Raw genomic sequence first — 20214 nt, 5'->3', positions numbered from 1 at the left:
CCTTTTAAAATGGAAATATCAAACAAAACTATTATTTTAATATATTTATATCTAATAATGATACTTTATATAAATATATTAAACTTTTAATTACTTATCATTTTATTATATTAAACTAATTTTAGCATCTGCGGAATTATAACTTTATGGTAATTAAATAAAATAAAGAAGTTGATTACTGAACAGAACAGCAATCAACTTATTAAAATAATTATTTTCCTTTTTTATTTAAATAGATTTCATATATATACTAACACTCTAATTTTATGGGTTATTAGCATTCCTGTTTTTTGGTATTTAATAAATATAACCATGAGTAATTAAATCCATCATATTTATAGCTAATTTAATTTATTTTAGAAATCCTGGGCGTGAAAGCTTACCCATTTATATCAAACTTTCTCACAGTTCTTCTAAACTTATTCATTACTTTTTCTTTCTCTAATCCGAAAATACGTGTTCTTTCCTTAGTCATTTTCAGTATCCATCTTCAAATTTAGTTTAAAAAGCGCAAACAGGCTATCATCCTGTGATGATAGCCTGTTGATGAAAATTAAATTTCATGTATTTTATTTCGATGTGATCGTCATGCTGCTTTGTTTTTTAATAGCAGCTTCTCTAAATGCTTTTTGTTGAGCTGGAGTCATAGCTCTGTATTCTTTTAAGAATTTCTCATATTTTGGAACAACATCTTCCACTGTACCAAAATCTTTTATTTCTCCATATTCAAGCCATAAAGCTTTATTACAGAAATCCTTTATTTGTCCGATCGCATGGCTAACAAAGAAGATTGTTTTCCCCTGGTCTCGGAAGCTGTACATTTTCTTTTTGGATTTCTCAGCAAAAGCCTGGTCACCTACTGATAATGCTTCGTCAATAATCAGAATATCAGGATCGACGGTTACAGAAATCGCAAAACCAAGTCTTGATTTCATCCCGCTGGAATATTTCTTAACAGGCTGATCAATAAACTTGCCTATATCCGCAAATTCAATAATTTCCGGCTCCAATTCCTGAATTTGCTTTTTATTGAAACCCAGCATTAAGCATTTCAACTCAATATTTTCACGGCCAGTCAGCTGGTTATTTAAACCGGAAGCAATGGCAATTAAAGACGTTTGTCCAACTGTTTTAACCGAACCCATTGTAGGAGGTACCACACCGGCAATAATATTGGATAATGTTGATTTACCTGATCCATTAACTCCAATCAGTCCAATAACATCACCCTTACTTGCTGTAAAACTAATATCCTGAAGTGCATAGAAATCATCTCCATATCCTCCCGGAAGAAGAATATCCAATAATTTATCGGAGGTTTTGCTATGCATTTTGTATCTTTTATAAACATTTTTTACAATAACTGTTTCCATAGTAGACCTCACTCCATTTTACAAATAATCCACAAAATGATTTCTAAATTTCAAATGAAGCGCTGATCCAATCATGAGTAACACAATCGTTACTCCCCAAAAGTATAACGTATAGTCTGCATGCTCAATAAAGTACCAGGACTGGCCTAACATCGCTGCACGATACCCCTCCACTAGATACGTAAGTGGATTAAATTTAATAATCATTTGTAAAAATCCTGGCAAACTATTTGAAACCCACAAGATAGGGGTTAAATAAATCAGCATCCTCATGATGGCTTGGACAATCATCACTACATCACGGACAATGGTAGCCAACGTGGAGGTAACGAGTGTAACAGCAAAAAACAGAATGATAGCCGCAATCATAAAGTAAGGCAGCTGTAGATAATACAACGAAATAGGGAAACCACCAAACTGCAAAATGATAGAAACAATAATCACGATGACAATATGCTGATAAAATTTCGACATAATGACATATGAAGGAATCGCACTCATAGGAAAACTCATTTTAGAGATAAAATTAATCCTCGTATAAATCGATTTTGTTCCATCCATAATGGCTGGATTGGCAAAGAACCACAATGAAATTCCGGATAGCATCCAGTAGATAAATGGCACGTCCCCAATTTCTCTGCCTCCCCGGATTCCCATCCCGAATACAACCCAATATACTCCTATTTGAATCAAGGGATTTAAGAATTCCCACATGATTCCTAAATAGTTACTATTATTAGCACTTTTTAATTCAAATACAGACAATCGTTTTATTAAATAAAATGAACGTATTTGTTCTTGTATGACCGTAAACATAGACTTCATAAATTCTGAATATCCTTCCCCACTATTTTACAACAGATACATGTAATGCAAAGAGTCTTACAGCGCTCTCTGTTTGGATAGTATTGTTTTTTCATCAAACAAATATGAAATTAAGTTTTCGCTGGAATGTCCTTTTGAATACTTATTCCATTTATTTGCATACTCTTCAATCATGTCCATATCAAAGCTGTTCTCTTTAATGAGGTCAATAATCGCCTCTGTATTGTTTACTACTGGTCCTGGAACCATTTTTTCATATTGTTCCCAAAGTCCTCTATCTTTTGTGTATTCAACTAAATCATAGGCAAAGAATATCATCGGTTTCTTTAATAATGAAAACTCGTATGATATAGAGGAATAGTCTGTTATTAAAATATCCGCAACCACCAATAATTCATTAATATCGTACTTTGGTTTAGAATAATTCAGGACAAAATTGGGATAGATTTTTGAATAGTCCGGAATATCCTTAATAGCTGGATGCAAACGTAACATAACGACATAATCGTTATGCAATTCATCGTATAATCTTTTTAAATCTAATTCTAACTGAAATTTATCCAATTCGTTATCACGATAAGTAGGCGCATATAATATTACTTTTTTATCCCAGAGCAATCTGTTCTCGTTAGTCAATTGATTGAATACACTTTCTTTTTCAGCCTGATTATAAAAAAAGTCAGTTCGGGGGATACCAGTTCTAAGGATATTTTCTCCCTTTAAATTAAATGCATTCATGAAGTAAGTTCCCATAATATCAGAACCAACTACTACTTTGTTAAAACGTTTATAAACATCTTTAAAACGTTTTACAGCTTTTTCAGACCTGTTTTGAACAGAGGCATCTTCCAAGCCAAATTTTTTGATAGCTCCTGAGGCATGCCAAAGCTGAATACATTCCACTCCCGGTCTAAAGTCAGTGGCAGCCAAAAAACCATAATAATTATCAACAAATACATAACGAGATGTCGCCAAATGATAAATAGATTGAATGAAATCAATCGGATTTTTATTTTCAATCAGTGCTATAGTAGCATCCTCATATTGCTGAAATCTTTTATAGCTTGTCCCCTTACATAAAAAAACCACGTCAAAAGCAATATGTTTTCGACGCATTTCTTCATATACATACTGAGTGTTATCACCAAAAGATACAATAAATGCTACTTTATTTTGGATAGGAAATAAATTAAAAATATTAAATACGATTTTAAAAATCAACAAATACAACTGAATAACAAGATCTTTAACCATTTTTCACCTTAAATAAGTCTTTTTTGATTTGAGATGTTGAAATACCGATTGTTCTTGGCAAGTAAACGACCTGGCAGTGCTCTTTTAGAAAGTCAAAATGACCTTCCCAATCATCACCCATGACAAAAACATCAATATCATGTTCCTTAATATCTTTAATCTTCTGTTCCCAATTTTCCTCCGGAATCACTTCATCAACAAATTCGATTGATTCCAAAATCAGTTTTCTATTTTCATAGCTATGATAAGCTTTTTTATTTTTCGCCTTATTAAACTCGTCAGTGGACAAGCCCACTACTAAATAATCGCCCATTTCCTTGGCTCTTCGTAAAATATTGATATGACCGACATGTAATAAGTCAAAGGTGCCATACGTAATAATCTTTTTCATTTCTACATCTCCTTACCTAGTTCATTAGCAAACTGGTAACTGACCCAAAAAAACGGAGCATCATACAACAACAAGATGAAAACTTATTCTTAATTATATAACTCATGCATCTAACTTTCAAACCTGTGTCGAATACAATCTAAATTATATCGTATACACGTATTATTTGTAACATAAAGTTAACGCCTCTTTATGTTATATATGTTTATATCATGTCTAAGTCTTTATTTCATCTCACAAAAAAAGGAAATCATGATCTGGTCGATCATGATTTTTTAATTGGTTTTATAAATGTATCAACAAAACGTTTGGATGCTTTTCCATCAAAGTCTTCAAAGAATCGTTCTTTAAAAGCTTTAACCTTTTGAATGTTGAAGGAGTTTTGTTGAATCAGAGAGATAACTTGTTCTGTCTTCTCTGCAAGAGGGCCCGGGATAAATTCTTTGTACTCATAGTAGAAACCTCTATCCTCCAAATAATCCTCTAAATCGTATGCAAAGAAAATCATCGGCCTTTCAAGCAATGCGTATTCAAATATGACTGATGAATAATCACTTATTAATATATCTGTAATAGATAGAACATTATTGATATCATTCTTACTTAAATTTAATACAAAATCCTCTGCTTCTTTCGGTATGTCAATACCTTTCGTAACAGATGGATGAAGTTTCAATACTAATACATATTCATCCGATAGCTCTTCAGCCATTTTTTTTAAATCGAGCTGAATATTGAAGCTCGCTCGCTTTCCCGGACCTCCTCTAAAGGTTGGAGCATACGTAATGATTTTCTTATTACGTAAAGCCGGATAAACCGCTTCATATTTTTGTTTAATATATTCAATCCCTTCCGTATCAAAAAACACATCTGTTCTCGGAAGACCTACCGGATATACATTTTCTTCTGGTATATTAAAAGCTTCCGCATAGTGAGGGACTATTTCTTTACTTGTAACAGCCACTTTAGTATAGGAACCATGAGCTTCATTTTCAAACTCTTCCGTGTTGCTTTCTCTATAGCCTACCGCACTGTGTCCAAATTTCTTAAAGGCACCGGCAGCATGCCAAGTTTGAATCACTTCTGTTCTTTTTCTGGCCTTTAATTTATATAGCGGACGGTAATAATCATCCAAAATGACATATTTTGAAGTAGCAATGTCATAATATAATTTGGCAAACTCCTTACAGGATCTCTTCTTTTTAAAATACCCTACCACTTTATAGCCAGGTCTTGATTCCGCGATTTCATCATAAATACACTCAAAGGAATCCTGCAACTTTGGCATCTTATTTGATGCAAAGGTAATTTTATTTTGAAGAGGCAGAAATCCGGATAACGGAAAGACAATACGTCTTACAGCAGCTGTCTTTACTTTAGTCTTAAACCTTTTATATTTTCTGCCATACACATACATTTGGATAGGGAGGAAACTGTTCTGCCTATCTGTTTTTTGGGTTGCTATAAATGTTCTTTTAAAAGAAGGGGAATTCAATAACCTGGATTCAGTTTTAAAAGAAATCTTATCAAAAGCAATATCCAAACATTCCTTATAACTTTTTCTTGCTGAAGATCCCATTAAATCAAATCGATTCACTAAGTTTTTAAAAATAACCGTATGAAGCGCTGGAATTTCATTAAACAAATTCTTATCTAAACTCTTTATCCAATCATTAAAAATTTTAAAGGTTTGAACTGCAATGTCGCTATTTCTGCTATCCACAGCATTACGAATTGCCGGCCATATATCTGCAGAAACCAAGCGATTGTAATAAAATTTCTTAACATGAAAACGTGACACTTCGTTGTCAATATATTTCTCCCATAAAGGATCAGATATAGACATACTATTCATAATGTCTTTCAGGACACTAACTGAATTGACACGTACAGTTTGTGATAAAGATAGATTATCCTCGTCTTCTCTGGAACGATAATTATAGATCACTTTATCAATCGTATAAATATCAGCACCGGCTCGTAGATAAGCTTCAATAACAAATGGCTGATCTTCCGTTACCTTTATTCCTGATGGGAAGGATATATCCTTTACGATGTCACGGCGATAAATCTTATTGCATGGCCCCAAAGAATATAGTAATTCTTGATTAGCAATTAAGTTCTTCTCACCTTTTTCATACACTTTATTATTATAGTGGCTGCCAATAAACCAAGTCTCTGTTTTATTAAAGCTCAGGGATGCTCCAAGCACGATAGCTGAGTTCTTATCAAGAGCAGCTTTGTACATACTTTCTAACGCATCAAGCGGCAGTATGTCATCTGAATCCACAAAACTGATATACTCGCCTCGGGCTACTTTTAACCCATTATTACGGGCTGCACCAGGACCGGAATTCTCTTGCTTCACAAAAATGATATTGGAATATCTCTGACTGTATTCCTCAATAATCTCCGGGCTGCGATCAGTAGATCCATCATCTATCATAATGATTTCTATCGGTGATAGGGTTTGATTGACTAATGAATCTAATGTTTCCCGCAAATATTCTTCAACATTGTAGACGGGTGTAATGATACTCACTTTAATTTCTCTATTATTTACACCCTCAATTTGTTTAGTATCCATATTGACTTTAACCCCTCTTAGTAGTTGTTTTTCTGTTTTAATATTCATCATTTTAATAAATCGACAACTCGTTCGCTGGATTTCCCATCGATATCATCAAAAAAGTACTCTCTAAACGCATCTAGCTTTTCTGTATGAAACTGCCTGCTTTTTATCGTACTAATCAATTCTTCCTCAGTTCTAACCAGAGGACCTGGAATAAATGATTGATAGTCATAATAAAAATCTCTTTCTGACGTATATTCTTCCATGTCTGGAGCATAGAAAATCATAGGTTTATCCAATAATGCATATTCAAAACATACAGATGAATAGTCTGTAATCAGAAGATCTGTAATCAACAATAAGTCATTGATCTCACTATAAAATGAGAAATCATAAAAAAAAGAACTATACTTAAGCGGTATCTCCCATTTTTCCTTAACAAATGGGTGAATCTTAAACAAGAATATATATTCATCATGAAATGCCTGATAAATTTTATCCAGATTCAGATATTCCAACGGGTAATAAGCAGATTGTTGCCCAGGCCCCCGAAAGGTTGGTGCAAATAAAATAACCTTCTTATCTTTAAGAAAAGGATATTGCTCATAAAGCTCACTTCTCTTCTTAGTTTTATATTCCTGATCAGAAAATATATCAGTTCTGGGAATGCCTGTAGCGACAACTTTACTTTCTTCAATTCCAAATCCTTCAGCATAATGCTTTGCGACATTTTTGGAACTGACAATTGCTTTAGTATAGTTTTTATGGTTTAACGAATCCGGATCAGGGCCTCCCGGCAAACCAACACGGCTAAACCCGAATTTTTTAAATGCTCCTACTGCATGCCAAAGCTGAATCAGCTCAGCGCCTTCTCTGATTTTCAATGGGTATACCATTGGGTAAAAATCATCAAGTAAGATGTATTTCGATGTTGCTAAATCATAGGATAGCTTCAGAATTTCCTTACAGGTTTTCTTTGCTGATGTCCCCTCTTTTAACATATATCTATAAGTGAAACCTTTATTTTGCCTTTGCAATTCATCAAATACAAAACGAAAATTACCCTCCATTTTTGTTCGACTATCTGAGGCAAATAAGATTTTCTTTTTATTAATTGGCAAGATAGTAAATACCCGATAACAAAATCTAAATACATAGGTAGAGAAAAATCGATTAAAAATTCTCCCCTTATTCTCTTTGAATTTTGATGTTATTCTTAGAAGTAAATTTGATTTCTCCAAATAGATCACTCACTTTTATCTATAAAACTAACTTATACACGCTTTATTTTTCTTTACTTGCTCAATAAGTGTTTTACAATTCTTTCGCTGGCTCTTCCATCTGTATAATCAAAGAACTCCTGCTGAAATTCCTCAATTTTAGTAATATTATAGCCCTTTTCTTTAATCCAATTAGCTAACGGCAAAGTTTCTGTAAAAAATGGGCCAGGTATAAAGTCAAGATACGGATAATAAAAATCCCTCTCTTTTAAATACTCTTCCAAATCATCCGCTATAAAAGCGATAGGACGCTTCAACAGACTATAATCAAAAATAACAGAAGAATAATCCGTAACTAAAATGTCTGCTAAAACTAATAACTCTTGAATATTATATCCCTTTTTCATGTGGATTACGAAATCACTATATTGTTCAATACCACTTAAATGTAATTTCATATAGGGATGTAAATGAATAATAAAAGCATATTCATCACCAAGTTTTTTCCTCATCAATTCCAAATCTACAGGCATAGTAAACTCTTCCTGATAATGGCTTTTACCACGGAAAGTGGGGGCGTATAAAATTAATTTCTTTCCATCCAACTGTGGATATTGCTGATAAAAACGAATCCTAAGCTTTTTATGCTCTTCATGATTATAAAAATAATCCGTTCTCGGTACTCCCAAGGGAAATATTTGTTCTTCAGGCATATTAAAAGCTTCAGCATAAGCTGGTATTACTTTTTCAGAACTGACATAAACTCTGGAGTAATTGGAGTGTACCTTGACTGTCTTTAAATAATCCTCGCTGGGTCCAAAATCCTTACCGATTGTACTCCAGCCAAACTTTTTAAAGGCTCCGGCAGCATGCCAAAGCTGTACAAATTCAGAACCATTTCGCGGTTTAACTACGTATATAGGAAAATAAAAATCATCTACAATAAAAAAGCGCGAAGTCGCTAAATGAAAACTTGCCCGGATTAGATGAAAGAAATAAGAGACTTTCCCTCCAATAGAGCTATTAAACTTTTTCGCCAGAACAAACCTTTTTTTCCGCGGATCATTTCGATCTATTTCGTTTGCTATGTAGGATAAATTACCTTCCAATTCATTAGAACGATACGTAGCAATGGTTATTTTATTTGGATCAACCTTAAAAAAAAGAGAAGACAAAGCATAAGCAAATTGAATACTATACTTTGTTAATAACGTAGGTATCATCTTCAAATGCTTCATACTTTGCCTTCCTGCCTTCCAATATTTAAAAATTATATTTTCCATTCCATAACTGTCTTACCCCAAGAAGAAGTCAGATCCTTTTCAAATGCAGATAAAATATCCCCAATTGTTTTAACCTCTTGCACTTCTCCAACTAAAGTACCCAAATAGTCAACAACATCCGGGTTTTCTTTTAGAAAGTTTACTGTTCTCACAAAATCTTCACGTCCGCTGCGGCTGCTTCCAATTAGTGTGATTCCTTTTTCCAAAATCATTCTTGTATTAACCTCAACTGGGAACTCAGATACCCCCATTAGAGATATAGAACCTTCCGGATGAAGGTGGTCGATCATCTGGTCAATCGCATATTGGCTTCCTTTCCCACCAACACATTCAAATGCATGATCAATTCTCAAATCTTCCGGGATTTCATCAATTGTATAAACTTCATCCACGAAGGAGAAGTTGTCCAATTTATATCCGGTTTTACCGAAAATAATAACTTTGCAGTCTTTGTACATTTTTTTAAGGAATAGAGTCGTAATGAACCCAAGGTTTCCATCTCCCCATACGCCAAATACATTGCGGCGTTTATGAGACCGACTCTCAAATCTGGATAAAACATGAGTTGTAATGGTCATCAATTCCGTAAATGCAACAACATACGGGTCAATTCCTTCTGGTAATTCAACAATGCGGTCCCGTCCCATAAAGACATAATCCTGCATGAATCCATCATAGCCACTTGAACGGAATTTGCTGGAACGCAAGTAGTTCTCACCAATTACTTCATCTTGCTCTGTCGGTGTGTTAGGTATCATAACGACCATTGTACCATTCTTAATTTCACCCTTAGGATCGTAGACGACCTTACCTATAGCTTCGTGGATTAAAGCCATTGGCAGCTTTTTCGCCATTGCTTCTTTCCCTCGAGATCCAGTATAGTATCGTTGGTCAGCAGCACAAATAGATAGATGCGTTGGTCTAACTACAACAAAATCTTCATGGTACTGTAGTGAACGATCATTATAAGCTACTTCAAATTGCCTAGGAGATACAAGTCTATATACCTGATTAATCATTATTTATTCGCCCCTGTATAATAGCATTCGCCACTTTCAAATCATATGGAGTAGTAACCTTAATATTAAACACTTCGCCTTTAACGATCTTAACTTTTTCGCCTTTTAATGCACAGATTTTACAAGCATCTGTTAATATTCGTTTTTGCTCATCTGTTAAAGAGTTATAGTGTTCAGTCAACATTTTGATATTAAAGCTTTGTGGAGTTTGCCCCTGATACATGGTATCACGGACTGGGATGTCTGAAATAACTTCTCCATCCTCTGATTGGATGATTGTATCTATTGCTTCAATTACTGTATCAACCGCACCATATTTAAGACTGGCATCAATGTTCTCTTCAATAATCCGATGAGTTAAAAATGGACGTACAGAGTCATGAGTAATAATGACATCATCGTCATTGATCCCAAATGTCTCCTCTATATATCGAATACCACTCATAATGGATTCGTTTCGGTCTTTACCGCCTTCTACTACTACAATAAGGTTATTTTCACCGATAAATTTTCTGATGATATCTTTAGTATGGTTAATCCATTCTTTAGGTGTAACGACCAAAATTTTATCGAAGCGATCATTTAGCATAAATTTTTCAATTGTATGGATGATGATGGGCTTATTATTTAAAGGTAAATACTGCTTAGGCATATTCGTATTACCCATACGAGTGCCTTTACCACCTGCTAATATTTCTGCATAAATCATGACCTTACCTCATTTCTTTTTAAATTCAATATATGACAAAAAAGATTAAATTTCACCATTAGATTACGTTATAAAAATCCATGTAAACTATACACTTTTTCTAGTACCTTTTCAAGTATGCCCCTGCTAGCCCCTCTAAATCGACACACTTTATTCATTACTATACTAATTACCATACCATATAACTTATGTCCTTTGACATGCATAAACACATTTAACTATTACCAAGCAGGTTAAAGAAAAGGAACACGCTAAACAAAAACCTCCAAACCAGTTACCACCAGGCTGAAATATAAGCAGGTTAAATAACTAGTATTGGAGGTTTTGATATTCATATTAAACTACCACTTTATCGATAAACCGGTACATCGTATAGTAAGTTATATTGCGTTAAGCTGGCATACATTTCAGCCATTTTTCTTGTTTGTTTGACAGCCCAGCCAACATCAGATGCATATTGATGCGTAGCATATCCGTATTTAATCATTCCGTCTGGATTCCATCTCATTTTATAAAGAGTATTTTGTCCAGCGTGAATGTAATTCTTCGATACAAATGCCGCACCGCCTACAATGGCTTTTTCTATAGTCGTCCATCCTTGATTATAAGCATACTCTGCACCTTTATTATTAGCATCTCCATCAAAAGCTCCAATGCCGTATACATTGTACACCGTAACGCCATTATACTTGATTCCTGTTGCCAACGGACTAGTCCCATTTCCAGTTTCCAATAATGAATGGCTTATTAAATACACTTCGTTAATATTATGCGTCTTAGCAGCCTGTATAAAGGAGGATGCCTTACCAGCCAATACTCCTCTGCCCTTCAAAATTGTATTGTTAACTTCTGTCGCATTAGTTCCTGCCGGAGAAGACAGAACTAAGAACTGATAAAAGCTAGTAGAGGCCGCAGAGAAATTCTTTGGATCCATATAATAACGCACCTGCTCAGCAGTTGCATCAAAAAAACCTGGATCTGAAGCTCTCTCTATTGAGGTTATAAAATTCGTATATTTCGATAAGACCCCGGTAGTATCTGTTTGCGGCGGGGGATCCGTCAGCCTCATCTGCATTGCTACTGCTTGATCTAAAGTAATGGAGTACTGACTTAACTGTTCAGCACTTACATCAACCTTACGAATGTAAATATCCTGATACTTGCCATTTACCGTTATCCCGGTCACATACCAATTTGGACTGTAATCGTAATATTTTAATATTGTTCCTTTATTATATTTCCGTAAAACTTTAGAGTTAGTTGATGGTAATTGGTAAACATTTGTTGGTGATGTTTTTGCGATTCCCTGCAAGACTGCAGATTGTCTATCGGCTTGCTCTATATCTGCTTTATTAATATAAATAGTTGTTGCTTTTCCATTTACTGTGATAGTTGATTTATACCAATTAGTAGTATAATCATAGTATTTTAAAATGGTACCGGAAGAGTATCTTCTTAATACATTTGCATCTCTTGATGGTGCAGAATACACATTAGTTGGTTCCTTCAGTGCAATCCCCTCACCTTTTGTCGGGTTAGCAACAGGCTGCTCTATATCACTCTTTTTAATATAGATTGTCGTCAAGTTCCCTTTAATGGTGATGTTTGAACGGTACCACCCTGTTGTATAGGTATAATACTTTAATACGGTTCCTGCCGGATAAGTCCGGAGAACCTTACCGCCTGTTGATGGTGACGCATACACATTAGTAGGATTTTTTACAGCAACTCCCTCGCCTCTTACGGGGTTACTTGTCGGAAGTTCTATGTCATTCTTATTAATATAAATCGTTGTCAGTTTTCCGTTGACCGTGATATTAGATTTATACCATCCTGAAGTATAGGTATAGAATTTCAGTATGGTACCAGAAGCATAAGTTCTAAGAACCTTCCCATCTGTTGTTGGTGATGCATACATATTAGTTGAGGTTTTTAGTGCAACTCCCTCACCTCTTACGGGGTTGTCCGTAGCTTGTTCAATATCTTTTTTGTTTATATAAATCTTAGTTAATTTACCATTTACAGTAATATTAGACCAGTACCATTCTGTTGAATGTATATAAAATTTAAGCACTGTGCCTTTTGAATAGGTTCTAAGAACATTGGCACTCGTAGATGGAGTGGAATAAACTCTTGTGGCATTTAGTGTGACACCCTCGTAGACAGCAGAACTAGCTGCTACTGCCAGTTTACTCTGATTATTGCTTGTCTGCTGTTCTTCTGGTTGTTCCTCTTCAACTACTGGGTTCTGCTCTACAGTTTGTTGTTCTTCAGCAATTGGTTTGTCCTCTTCCTGATTGGATGGAACTTCTTCTTCAACCATTTCTTCCTCGGATGGAAGTTGGTCTACATTGGGTTCTTTTACTTGCGGTTTTTCTACTTGAGGATTTTCTTTCTGAATTTCATCATCCTGCATTTCTTGAGCAGGTAATTTAATATTTGATTTTTCTATATAACCCTTCCATATCTCACTCTTTTCTGGAATGCTATATTCGACAAGAAAAAAGCTTTCATCATCTTCATTTATCACAGTTACTTCCGTATTGTTTTGTAACTGAGTCAGAATCTCGCTCTCTTGATTATTTTCCTTATAAAGATTTACAGTACCACTCTCTTCTTCTGTGAATATGGTAGCCGTAACTCCTTCAGTATCCTTAGTTATCTCCTCGGTTACAGTTGCCAGCACCTGATAAGGCAGTAATGAAATAACCATACTCAGAATAACTAAATATATAGGTATTTTTTTTATAGCTGTCATTATATCTCCTTCTATATTAATTTCTCAGGTTGAGTAAATAGTTTAGCTCGTATGTATTTCTGCTTCACATCCTGAAAGTATAGTAAACAATCCTCCTTTTCTATCAATCAAATTACTTTTAACCCTTATAATAGGATATTAAATCCAAAAATACGCATATACTAAACTAGTCATATTTTAACAAACTACCAATATAATTTGTACCCTTTTTAGCAAAATTTGTCGAAAAATAACATATTAAGACTATTTTGGTTTTTAAAATATTTAAGTAAAGTTTTCTCTATGAAATTTCATAAATACTAAGCAATCTCCCTACTCCGATAATACTTTTCATAAACAAAAAGAAGCCGAGCGTCATAGCTCAAGCTTCTTTTTTACGTTTAGAATCAGTAAATCAAAAATCTAAAAACTGAGGTGTAATAAGGATAGAATTAATGTTGTGAACGAATACCACCGCATCAATATCATTTTTATTGATATATTCCTTAACAGTCATATGCTTATAGTGCCTTAAATCCAAAACTCTGGTTTCCTCAAAATGGGAAGGGAAAAATTGGATCATCGCATTAGCATAAGAATCTTTAAGGACTAATACCCTTTTGCCATTTTGCACGTTAGGATTTCGAATAATCCCTTCTGGCACATCTCCAGAGAAATAACTAACATATCGATTCGTATATACATCTTCTTTTTTTAATACCTCTTCATTAAAAAGAGGCTGATTACTTTTACCCCTATAGGATATTTCAAGCGGTTTTTCTTTTGCTTTTTTCTCCACTACCGTAATCGTGTCTACTTTGGAAATATTGCTTTTGCCTACCTTCCTCGCTTCAGAACCATAAAAAGAGGTAGTATCCTCCTTCCAACTATAGGCTGACATCGGTAAAGGTTGTCCAATATCAGCCAATCGTTCATTCATATTTGTTATGATTTCACTGTAAGCATAGTAGGCTGCCTTAGGCTTCCAATGATGGTCAGTATAAAAATACATATCTTTTTCATTCATATGCGGCTGAATAGCCGATCTCAAATCAAGAAAATTTACATCAGCAGAAAAACCTTTGGATAATTCATCAGACAGCTTATTAGCATTACTCTCTATATAATCCGGCAATTGATGCTCCATTATCGTTGTCTTATTAGGAGCCAGCGCAAAATAGACAGGTACACCTTTTTCCTTTAATCCAGCAGCGAAGTCATTGATCTTCTTATTTACATGTGTAATGGATTCATCCGTATTATCCGGCGCCACAGTGCTAATTAGATATCCATCATTGTTCATATAAACATCCTTAAAAAGACGTTGTCCAAAAACTTTATGACTGACAAGTGAATTGGTTTCTATCCAATGATTACGTAAAGGGAAATTATCATTATAATAATCCTCAAACCTGCTGAAATATTCGCCGGAGGTCAAAGTCTCTACATTTAAATCAGGTCGCTTCTCTAAAGTTCTTCCTTCCATTTCTGAACTCACACGATCCTGGTCTAACAAAGACCATATACCAAAAATAGAAATCAAACATAAGAAAAATATTGCTATAAAATATTGACTTGCTTTTTTTTCCATGCGATTACTCCTTTAAAAGCGGAAATAAATAAATGGGTTAAAAGTATTTGAAACAACATAGGTAACTGATAGGACAAATATAGTTACATAATAGACAGCTGACAACGTTTCTCTGCCGCCAATCATCATTTTAGATGATGTAAACACTGCTTTCTCTTGTATTAATTTAAATATAGGTGTTGCAGCTATAATAGCCATTAAAATAATGATGCCAAATTCAAAGGTATAATATTTCGCTTGAAGATCCCATAGGCCTATACCATTAAAGCCAAACATGGTCTGTATATAAGCAAATGCATAATCAAAAGTTTCTGATCGGAAGAAAACCCAACCAATAACTACAATAATCAAGGAATATACATGTTGCAGGAAAACTGGAATCCTTTTCAATAGTTTTCCAAGAAATGCTCTCTCCATCATAATAAATAAACCGTAATATAATCCCCAAGCTATAAAGGTCCAGCTCGCACCATGCCATAATCCTGTGGCAAACCAAACAATTAAAAGATTCCTATATGTCGTTAGATTGCCGTTTCTATTTCCACCCAGCGGGATATACAAGTAGTCCCTAAACCATGATCCTAAAGATATATGCCATCTTCTCCAAAATTCAGCAATGGACTTTGAAATATATGGATAGTTAAAGTTCTCAAGGAATTCAAAACCAAACATTTTCCCTAATCCAATAGCCATATCCGAGTATCCTGAAAAGTCGAAGTAGATTTGCAATGAATAGGCAATAATTCCAATCCAAGCTAGCCCAGTTGACATTTCCGAAGGATGCAAGGCAAATATTTGATCAGCTACTAACCCACAGTTATTAGCTAGCAACATTTTTTTTGCCAATCCGATAATGAATCTTTTTACACCTTCTGAAAATTTATCGAAGTTTTCAAACCTTACTTTAATCTGATCTGCCACTGTTTGATAGCGAACAATAGGTCCGGCAATCAATTGTGGGAACAAAGCAATATATAGAGCCATATTAAGAGGGTTTTTTTGCACATCCCCATCTCTTCGATAAACATCTATTACATAGCTCATTGCTTGGAAAGTGAAGAAAGATATACCGATTGGTAATGGAATAGTCGGAATTGAAATAGTAGTATGAAGAATCTCATTTATGCTATCCACAAGGAAGTTGGCATATTTAAAAACTCCTAATAATAATAGGTTGCACGCAACCATAATTCCCATTATCCATTTAACCTGAGTCTTTTTGTCTCTTTTAGCGTCTACAAATAAGGCAAAAAGATAATTCATTATAATGGATATAATCATAATGATTACAAATTTAGGTTCACCCCACGCATAAAAAAACAAACTAGCAGCCAGCAGTACGATATTCTTCAGTCCTGGCCGAACCAAAAAGTATAAAATTAAAACTAGTGGTAGGAATAAGAATAAAAAAACAGTCGAACTGAATAACATGTGCTTACCTCTCTTTATCTTGGCAATAAAATAAAAACCAAAAAAAATCATATCATATTTAACGAGATTAGAATACACATAATTATACCAATATGTTACATATACCTTCGTATAGCATTAGCCTTACTCTCTTAGCTCGCTATATTCACCCTTTTGATATGCCAAGTAGCTAAATAATGAGGCGCTTTTCCTTGCTAATGTCCCATAAATGACACATAGTAAGTAATACTTCCTCTCTTAGCCAAGTCTCTAAATAACAATTTCTTCTAGTTTACCGCCATTTACTAACATTGATGATTTTTAATGAAATTTCCTTTTTAATCTCCTGTAAAGTAAAATATAAAAGAATTATCTTTAGAAGGGCAGAAATACTTATGAAGAAGAATATTATATATATAGAAGGTATACCTTTTCACTCATCGACAATGCAGGAGTTTGTTCACTCGGAGATAAAGGATAGAATTGATAGAGAGGAAAAAACCTTTATCGTTACTGCCAATCCTGAAATTGTCGAGTATGCACGCAGTCACACTGATTACCGTAAGATTATCATGCAAGCTGACTATATCACACCTGATGGAGTTGGCATTATTATGGCTTCTAAAATTCTCAACAAACCATTAAAAGAAAGAATAACCGGCTATGATATGATGCTTGAATTTTTTAAAATGAATACAAAACGGCCTATACGCATATATATGCTTGGAGCTGAAGCAGAAGTAATTGAAAATTGTGCCGAGAAAGTCAAGGCATCCTATCCAAATGTTGAATTAGTTGGATACCATCATGGCTTTTTTGATATAGATGACAATCAATTTGCTACGGAAATCAGCGCTTTAAAACCCGATCTCGTTTTACTTGGCATGGGCTTTCCCCGTCAGGAAAACTGGATCACCAGACATTATGATAAATTTAATAAGGGACTCTTCGTTGGTATTGGCGGAAGCTTTGATGTTTTTTCCGGCAAACTGAAAAGAGCACCTGAATTTTGGATTAAGCTGAATCTTGAATGGTTGTATAGATTGCTCAAGCAGCCAAGCCGCTGGAAACGGATGCTTGTTCTACCATTATTTCTTTTAAGAGTTTTAAAACATAAATTTCTTAAATGAGATGAAAGGGAAATATTATTCCCTTTCTTTTCGTTTTGTTAATTTCTTACACTTCTCTATCATTGTTTTATAAATTTAACTAAGAATTAGGTGTTTAAAAGTTACATATTTTGTAAAATAACTAGAGGGAAATCAATTTTTAGTAGAGGTTTTGACATAAACCGTATATAATTGATAGTTGAGGTTGATATATTTATACAACCATTTCAATCTACTATATTTACTACAATCTGGTTTAAAAATAATCATATTGGGTATTTATATTCAGACTTATAAGATAGAGGGTGGACAATTTGTTAATTGCAGCTTTTTTAGTTGCCGTATGCCTAACCATACTCATCACCCCATTTGTAATTAAATTAGCGCATAAAATTGGAGCAACCGATGCTCCCAATAATAGAAAAGTGCACATAAAAGTGATGCCAAGCATGGGCGGATTAGCAATTTTCCTCAGCTTTATTATAACGCTTCCGATTTTTTCACCGGAAATTGCCCGTTCAGACACATTTTCAGCCATGTTTTTGGGTGCAGCTGTCATTTTAATTCTTGGTATATTTGATGATAAATATGAATTGGATGCAAAAGTGAAGTTAATCGGGCAAATTGCTGCCGCTTTAATTATTGTTATTGTCGGCGATATCCAGGTTAACTATATTAATACACCGTTTGGGGAAACGATTGAATTTGGATTTATGGCTATCCCAATCACTGTCATTTGGATTGTAGGCATCACGAATGCCATTAACCTAATTGACGGATTGGATGGATTGGCAGCAGGTGTTTCAACAATAGCTTTATTAACCATCTCCGCAATGGCGATCTTTAGAATTGGCGATATATTCGTTGCCATGATTGCTTTAATTCTTGCTGGAAGTACATTAGGATTTTTGAAATTCAATTTCTACCCAGCTAAAATATTCATGGGCGATACAGGAGCTATGTTCCTTGGATTTATGATATCAGTACTATCCCTATTAGGATTTAAAAATATTACGGTAATTTCCTTAATCATACCGATTATAATATTAGGTGTACCAATTTCTGACACGTTTTTTGCAATGGTACGGAGGTTCCTTCAGAAGAAACCATTGCATGCGCCAGATAAGTCTCATTTACACCACTGCTTATTGCGATTAGGCTATTCCCACAGAACCACTGTACTGATGATTTATGCAATGGCTGCTGTCTTTGGACTGGCCGCTTTCATCTTTAGTATGGCCACACTATGGGGCGGAATATTCTTCAGTTTTATTCTGCTTATAGCACTTGAATTGATGGTCGAACGAATTGGCCTTCTTGGCGATAATCATAGACCATTGCACAAACTTTTAGCATTACGTTCAGCTGATTCAAAGGAAAGATTATAATAGAAATTGATAAAGCTGCCATACAAATTAATGGCAGCTTTTTTTATGGGAACTTATTCAAAATGGGTATTAGTAGTTTCTAATAAATATCTAAACAAGCCGTTTCTTCTTTATTTCATTCATGCTCAGCTAAAAAGATCAAAGGAAATCTTCACTCTATAAATGCTAAAACCCCGAATTCTTTAACAGAATTCGGGGTTTTATTAGCAAATTAATCTTCATTCAATTATAACTGAATCATTAGGAATGGATTCTGTTTCTGCATCCTTTTTATAATCAAGATGAGCTTGGAGCTCCTGTTTAATATTTTCCAGGGATTGCTCGTCTAACTCATAATAATACGTACCTCCAATATAAGAATCCTGACCTTTCAGATTAATAGATTCGATTTGAAGGTTAGATGCAGCTAGCACATAGCTAGAGAAGCTCTTCATTTCTTTGAAGGTCATATTGGTTTTCATATTTTTACCGATACCTTCAATGACATCAGCATATTTCGTAATCGATTTAGCTGAAGCTGCCTTGTCAATTATAGCTGTCAGAATCTCCTGCTGGCGTTTACCACGCTCAATATCACTGTCTTTCTTTCTTGTTCTGGCCAATGCCAATGCTTCTTCACCGTTTAATGTTTGCAAACCTTCTTCAAGGGTGATCGCACCTTGCTCATCATTTGAGTTCTGCTCTGAGAATGTATAAGGCACATTAACTTCGATGCCTTCCAATGCATCAACTACATCAACAAAGGCATTAAAGTTCATTTTTACATAGTAGTCAACTGGGACATCCAGTAATTCTTCGACTGTATCGATTGTATATTTTACCCCGCCATATGCATGGGCATGAGTGATTTTTGAATACTTATCTTTCCCAGGGATGTATACATATGAGTCACGCGGTATACTTAACAATTTAACTGTTTTTTCTTTATCATTGAATGTAGCAAGCATAAGTGCATCTGTTCTAGAACCTTTTTCATTATTACGTACACTGCTATCATCTACTCCCATAAATAACACGGATACATTATCCTTAGCAGGATTTACTCCCCGTCCATCGTTTGCAAAATTTTCATCATATGATTCAGAAAGTACATTTTGAGCTTTCACATATAAGTAACCTGCATAACCACCAGCAATTAAAATAACAATAAGAATCGGAAATAAGATGACCGCTGCAATGCGTTTCTTATTTTTCCGCCTGCGCCTTACCTTGCGCATATTTTGCCTATTTTGCATTGGTTTTCTCCTTTTATATATATTAAAAACATAGAAGTCATTTTAGTCTTACATCATTGTACCCTTTTTCTTAAATTGCGTAAATTAATTTTTTCTCC

The 20214-nt window shown here is 34.6% G+C and carries 14 protein-coding genes and 1 pseudogene; 2 read left to right on the top strand and 13 right to left on the bottom strand.

Annotation, left to right across the window (positions count from 1 at the left end; genetic code table 11):
* Window positions 1–593: 593 nt before the first annotated feature.
* The 12 genes and pseudogenes from tagH to FHY47_RS10830 form a co-directional block, all read right to left on the bottom strand.
* Window positions 594–1373, bottom strand: a pseudogene (gene tagH, locus FHY47_RS10885) (teichoic acids export ABC transporter ATP-binding subunit TagH); the annotation flags it as partial.
* 18 nt (window positions 1374–1391) lie between these two features.
* Window positions 1392–2198 (bottom strand): ABC transporter permease, encoded by an 807-nt coding sequence (locus FHY47_RS10880; RefSeq protein ID WP_066105973.1) that lies wholly within the window; start codon window positions 2196–2198, stop codon window positions 1392–1394.
* Window positions 2199–2255: 57 nt separating this feature from the next.
* Window positions 2256–3452, bottom strand: a complete 1197-nt coding sequence (locus FHY47_RS10875) for a CDP-glycerol glycerophosphotransferase family protein (protein WP_148630585.1) — start codon at window positions 3450–3452, stop codon at window positions 2256–2258.
* Window positions 3445–3843: a glycerol-3-phosphate cytidylyltransferase gene (tagD, locus tag FHY47_RS10870; protein WP_066105967.1), complete on the bottom strand. Its 399-nt coding sequence runs from the start codon at window positions 3841–3843 to the stop codon at window positions 3445–3447. The genes FHY47_RS10875 and tagD overlap by 8 nt, the downstream gene beginning before the upstream one ends.
* A 265-nt stretch (window positions 3844–4108) precedes the next feature.
* On the bottom strand, window positions 4109–6481 hold the full coding sequence (locus tag FHY47_RS10865) for a bifunctional glycosyltransferase/CDP-glycerol:glycerophosphate glycerophosphotransferase (protein ID WP_262366000.1): 2373 nt from the start codon (window positions 6479–6481) through the stop codon (window positions 4109–4111).
* Complete coding sequence (locus FHY47_RS10860; protein ID WP_148630583.1) at window positions 6478–7665, bottom strand: CDP-glycerol glycerophosphotransferase family protein; 1188 nt, start codon at window positions 7663–7665, stop codon at window positions 6478–6480. The genes FHY47_RS10865 and FHY47_RS10860 overlap by 4 nt, the downstream gene beginning before the upstream one ends.
* 44 nt (window positions 7666–7709) lie before the next feature.
* Window positions 7710–8873 (bottom strand): CDP-glycerol glycerophosphotransferase family protein, encoded by a 1164-nt coding sequence (locus FHY47_RS10855; protein ID WP_066106837.1) that lies wholly within the window; start codon window positions 8871–8873, stop codon window positions 7710–7712.
* A gap of 32 nt (window positions 8874–8905) precedes the next feature.
* Window positions 8906–9937, bottom strand: a complete 1032-nt coding sequence (locus FHY47_RS10850) for a ribitol-5-phosphate dehydrogenase (protein WP_148630582.1) — start codon at window positions 9935–9937, stop codon at window positions 8906–8908.
* On the bottom strand, window positions 9930–10646 hold the full coding sequence (locus FHY47_RS10845) for an IspD/TarI family cytidylyltransferase (protein WP_148630580.1): 717 nt from the start codon (window positions 10644–10646) through the stop codon (window positions 9930–9932). The genes FHY47_RS10850 and FHY47_RS10845 overlap by 8 nt, the downstream gene beginning before the upstream one ends.
* Before the next feature lie 349 nt (window positions 10647–10995).
* The gene (locus FHY47_RS10840; RefSeq protein WP_148630579.1) at window positions 10996–13404 is read right to left on the bottom strand and encodes a glucosaminidase domain-containing protein; all 2409 of its coding nucleotides are present in this window, start codon (window positions 13402–13404) and stop codon (window positions 10996–10998) included.
* 394 nt (window positions 13405–13798) lie between these two features.
* Entirely contained in the window at window positions 13799–14974 is a 1176-nt protein-coding gene (locus tag FHY47_RS10835) for a DHHW family protein (protein WP_148630577.1), read from the bottom strand.
* A 12-nt stretch (window positions 14975–14986) separates the two neighbouring features.
* The gene (locus tag FHY47_RS10830; protein WP_148630575.1) at window positions 14987–16405 is read right to left on the bottom strand and encodes an MBOAT family O-acyltransferase; all 1419 of its coding nucleotides are present in this window, start codon (window positions 16403–16405) and stop codon (window positions 14987–14989) included.
* A 374-nt stretch (window positions 16406–16779) separates the two neighbouring features.
* Between FHY47_RS10830 and FHY47_RS10825 the strand changes: the two genes are divergently transcribed.
* The gene (locus FHY47_RS10825; protein ID WP_148630573.1) at window positions 16780–17514 is read left to right on the top strand and encodes a WecB/TagA/CpsF family glycosyltransferase; all 735 of its coding nucleotides are present in this window, start codon (window positions 16780–16782) and stop codon (window positions 17512–17514) included.
* A 293-nt stretch (window positions 17515–17807) separates the two neighbouring features.
* Window positions 17808–18881, top strand: coding sequence for a glycosyltransferase family 4 protein (locus FHY47_RS10820; RefSeq protein ID WP_148630571.1), 1074 nt, complete (start codon window positions 17808–17810; stop codon window positions 18879–18881).
* Between the two features lie 218 nt (window positions 18882–19099).
* On the opposite strand, the gene FHY47_RS10815 is transcribed toward FHY47_RS10820, so the two are convergent.
* Window positions 19100–20116: an LCP family protein gene (locus FHY47_RS10815; protein ID WP_148630569.1), complete on the bottom strand. Its 1017-nt coding sequence runs from the start codon at window positions 20114–20116 to the stop codon at window positions 19100–19102.
* Between the last annotated feature and the right edge of the window lie 98 nt (window positions 20117–20214).

Source organism: Bacillus sp. E214 (genome assembly GCF_008087365.1).
Classification (GTDB): domain Bacteria; phylum Bacillota; class Bacilli; order Bacillales; family Pradoshiaceae; genus Pradoshia.
Note: the sequence above shows the minus strand (reverse complement) of the source record. Positions and strands in the feature narration are given on the sequence as shown.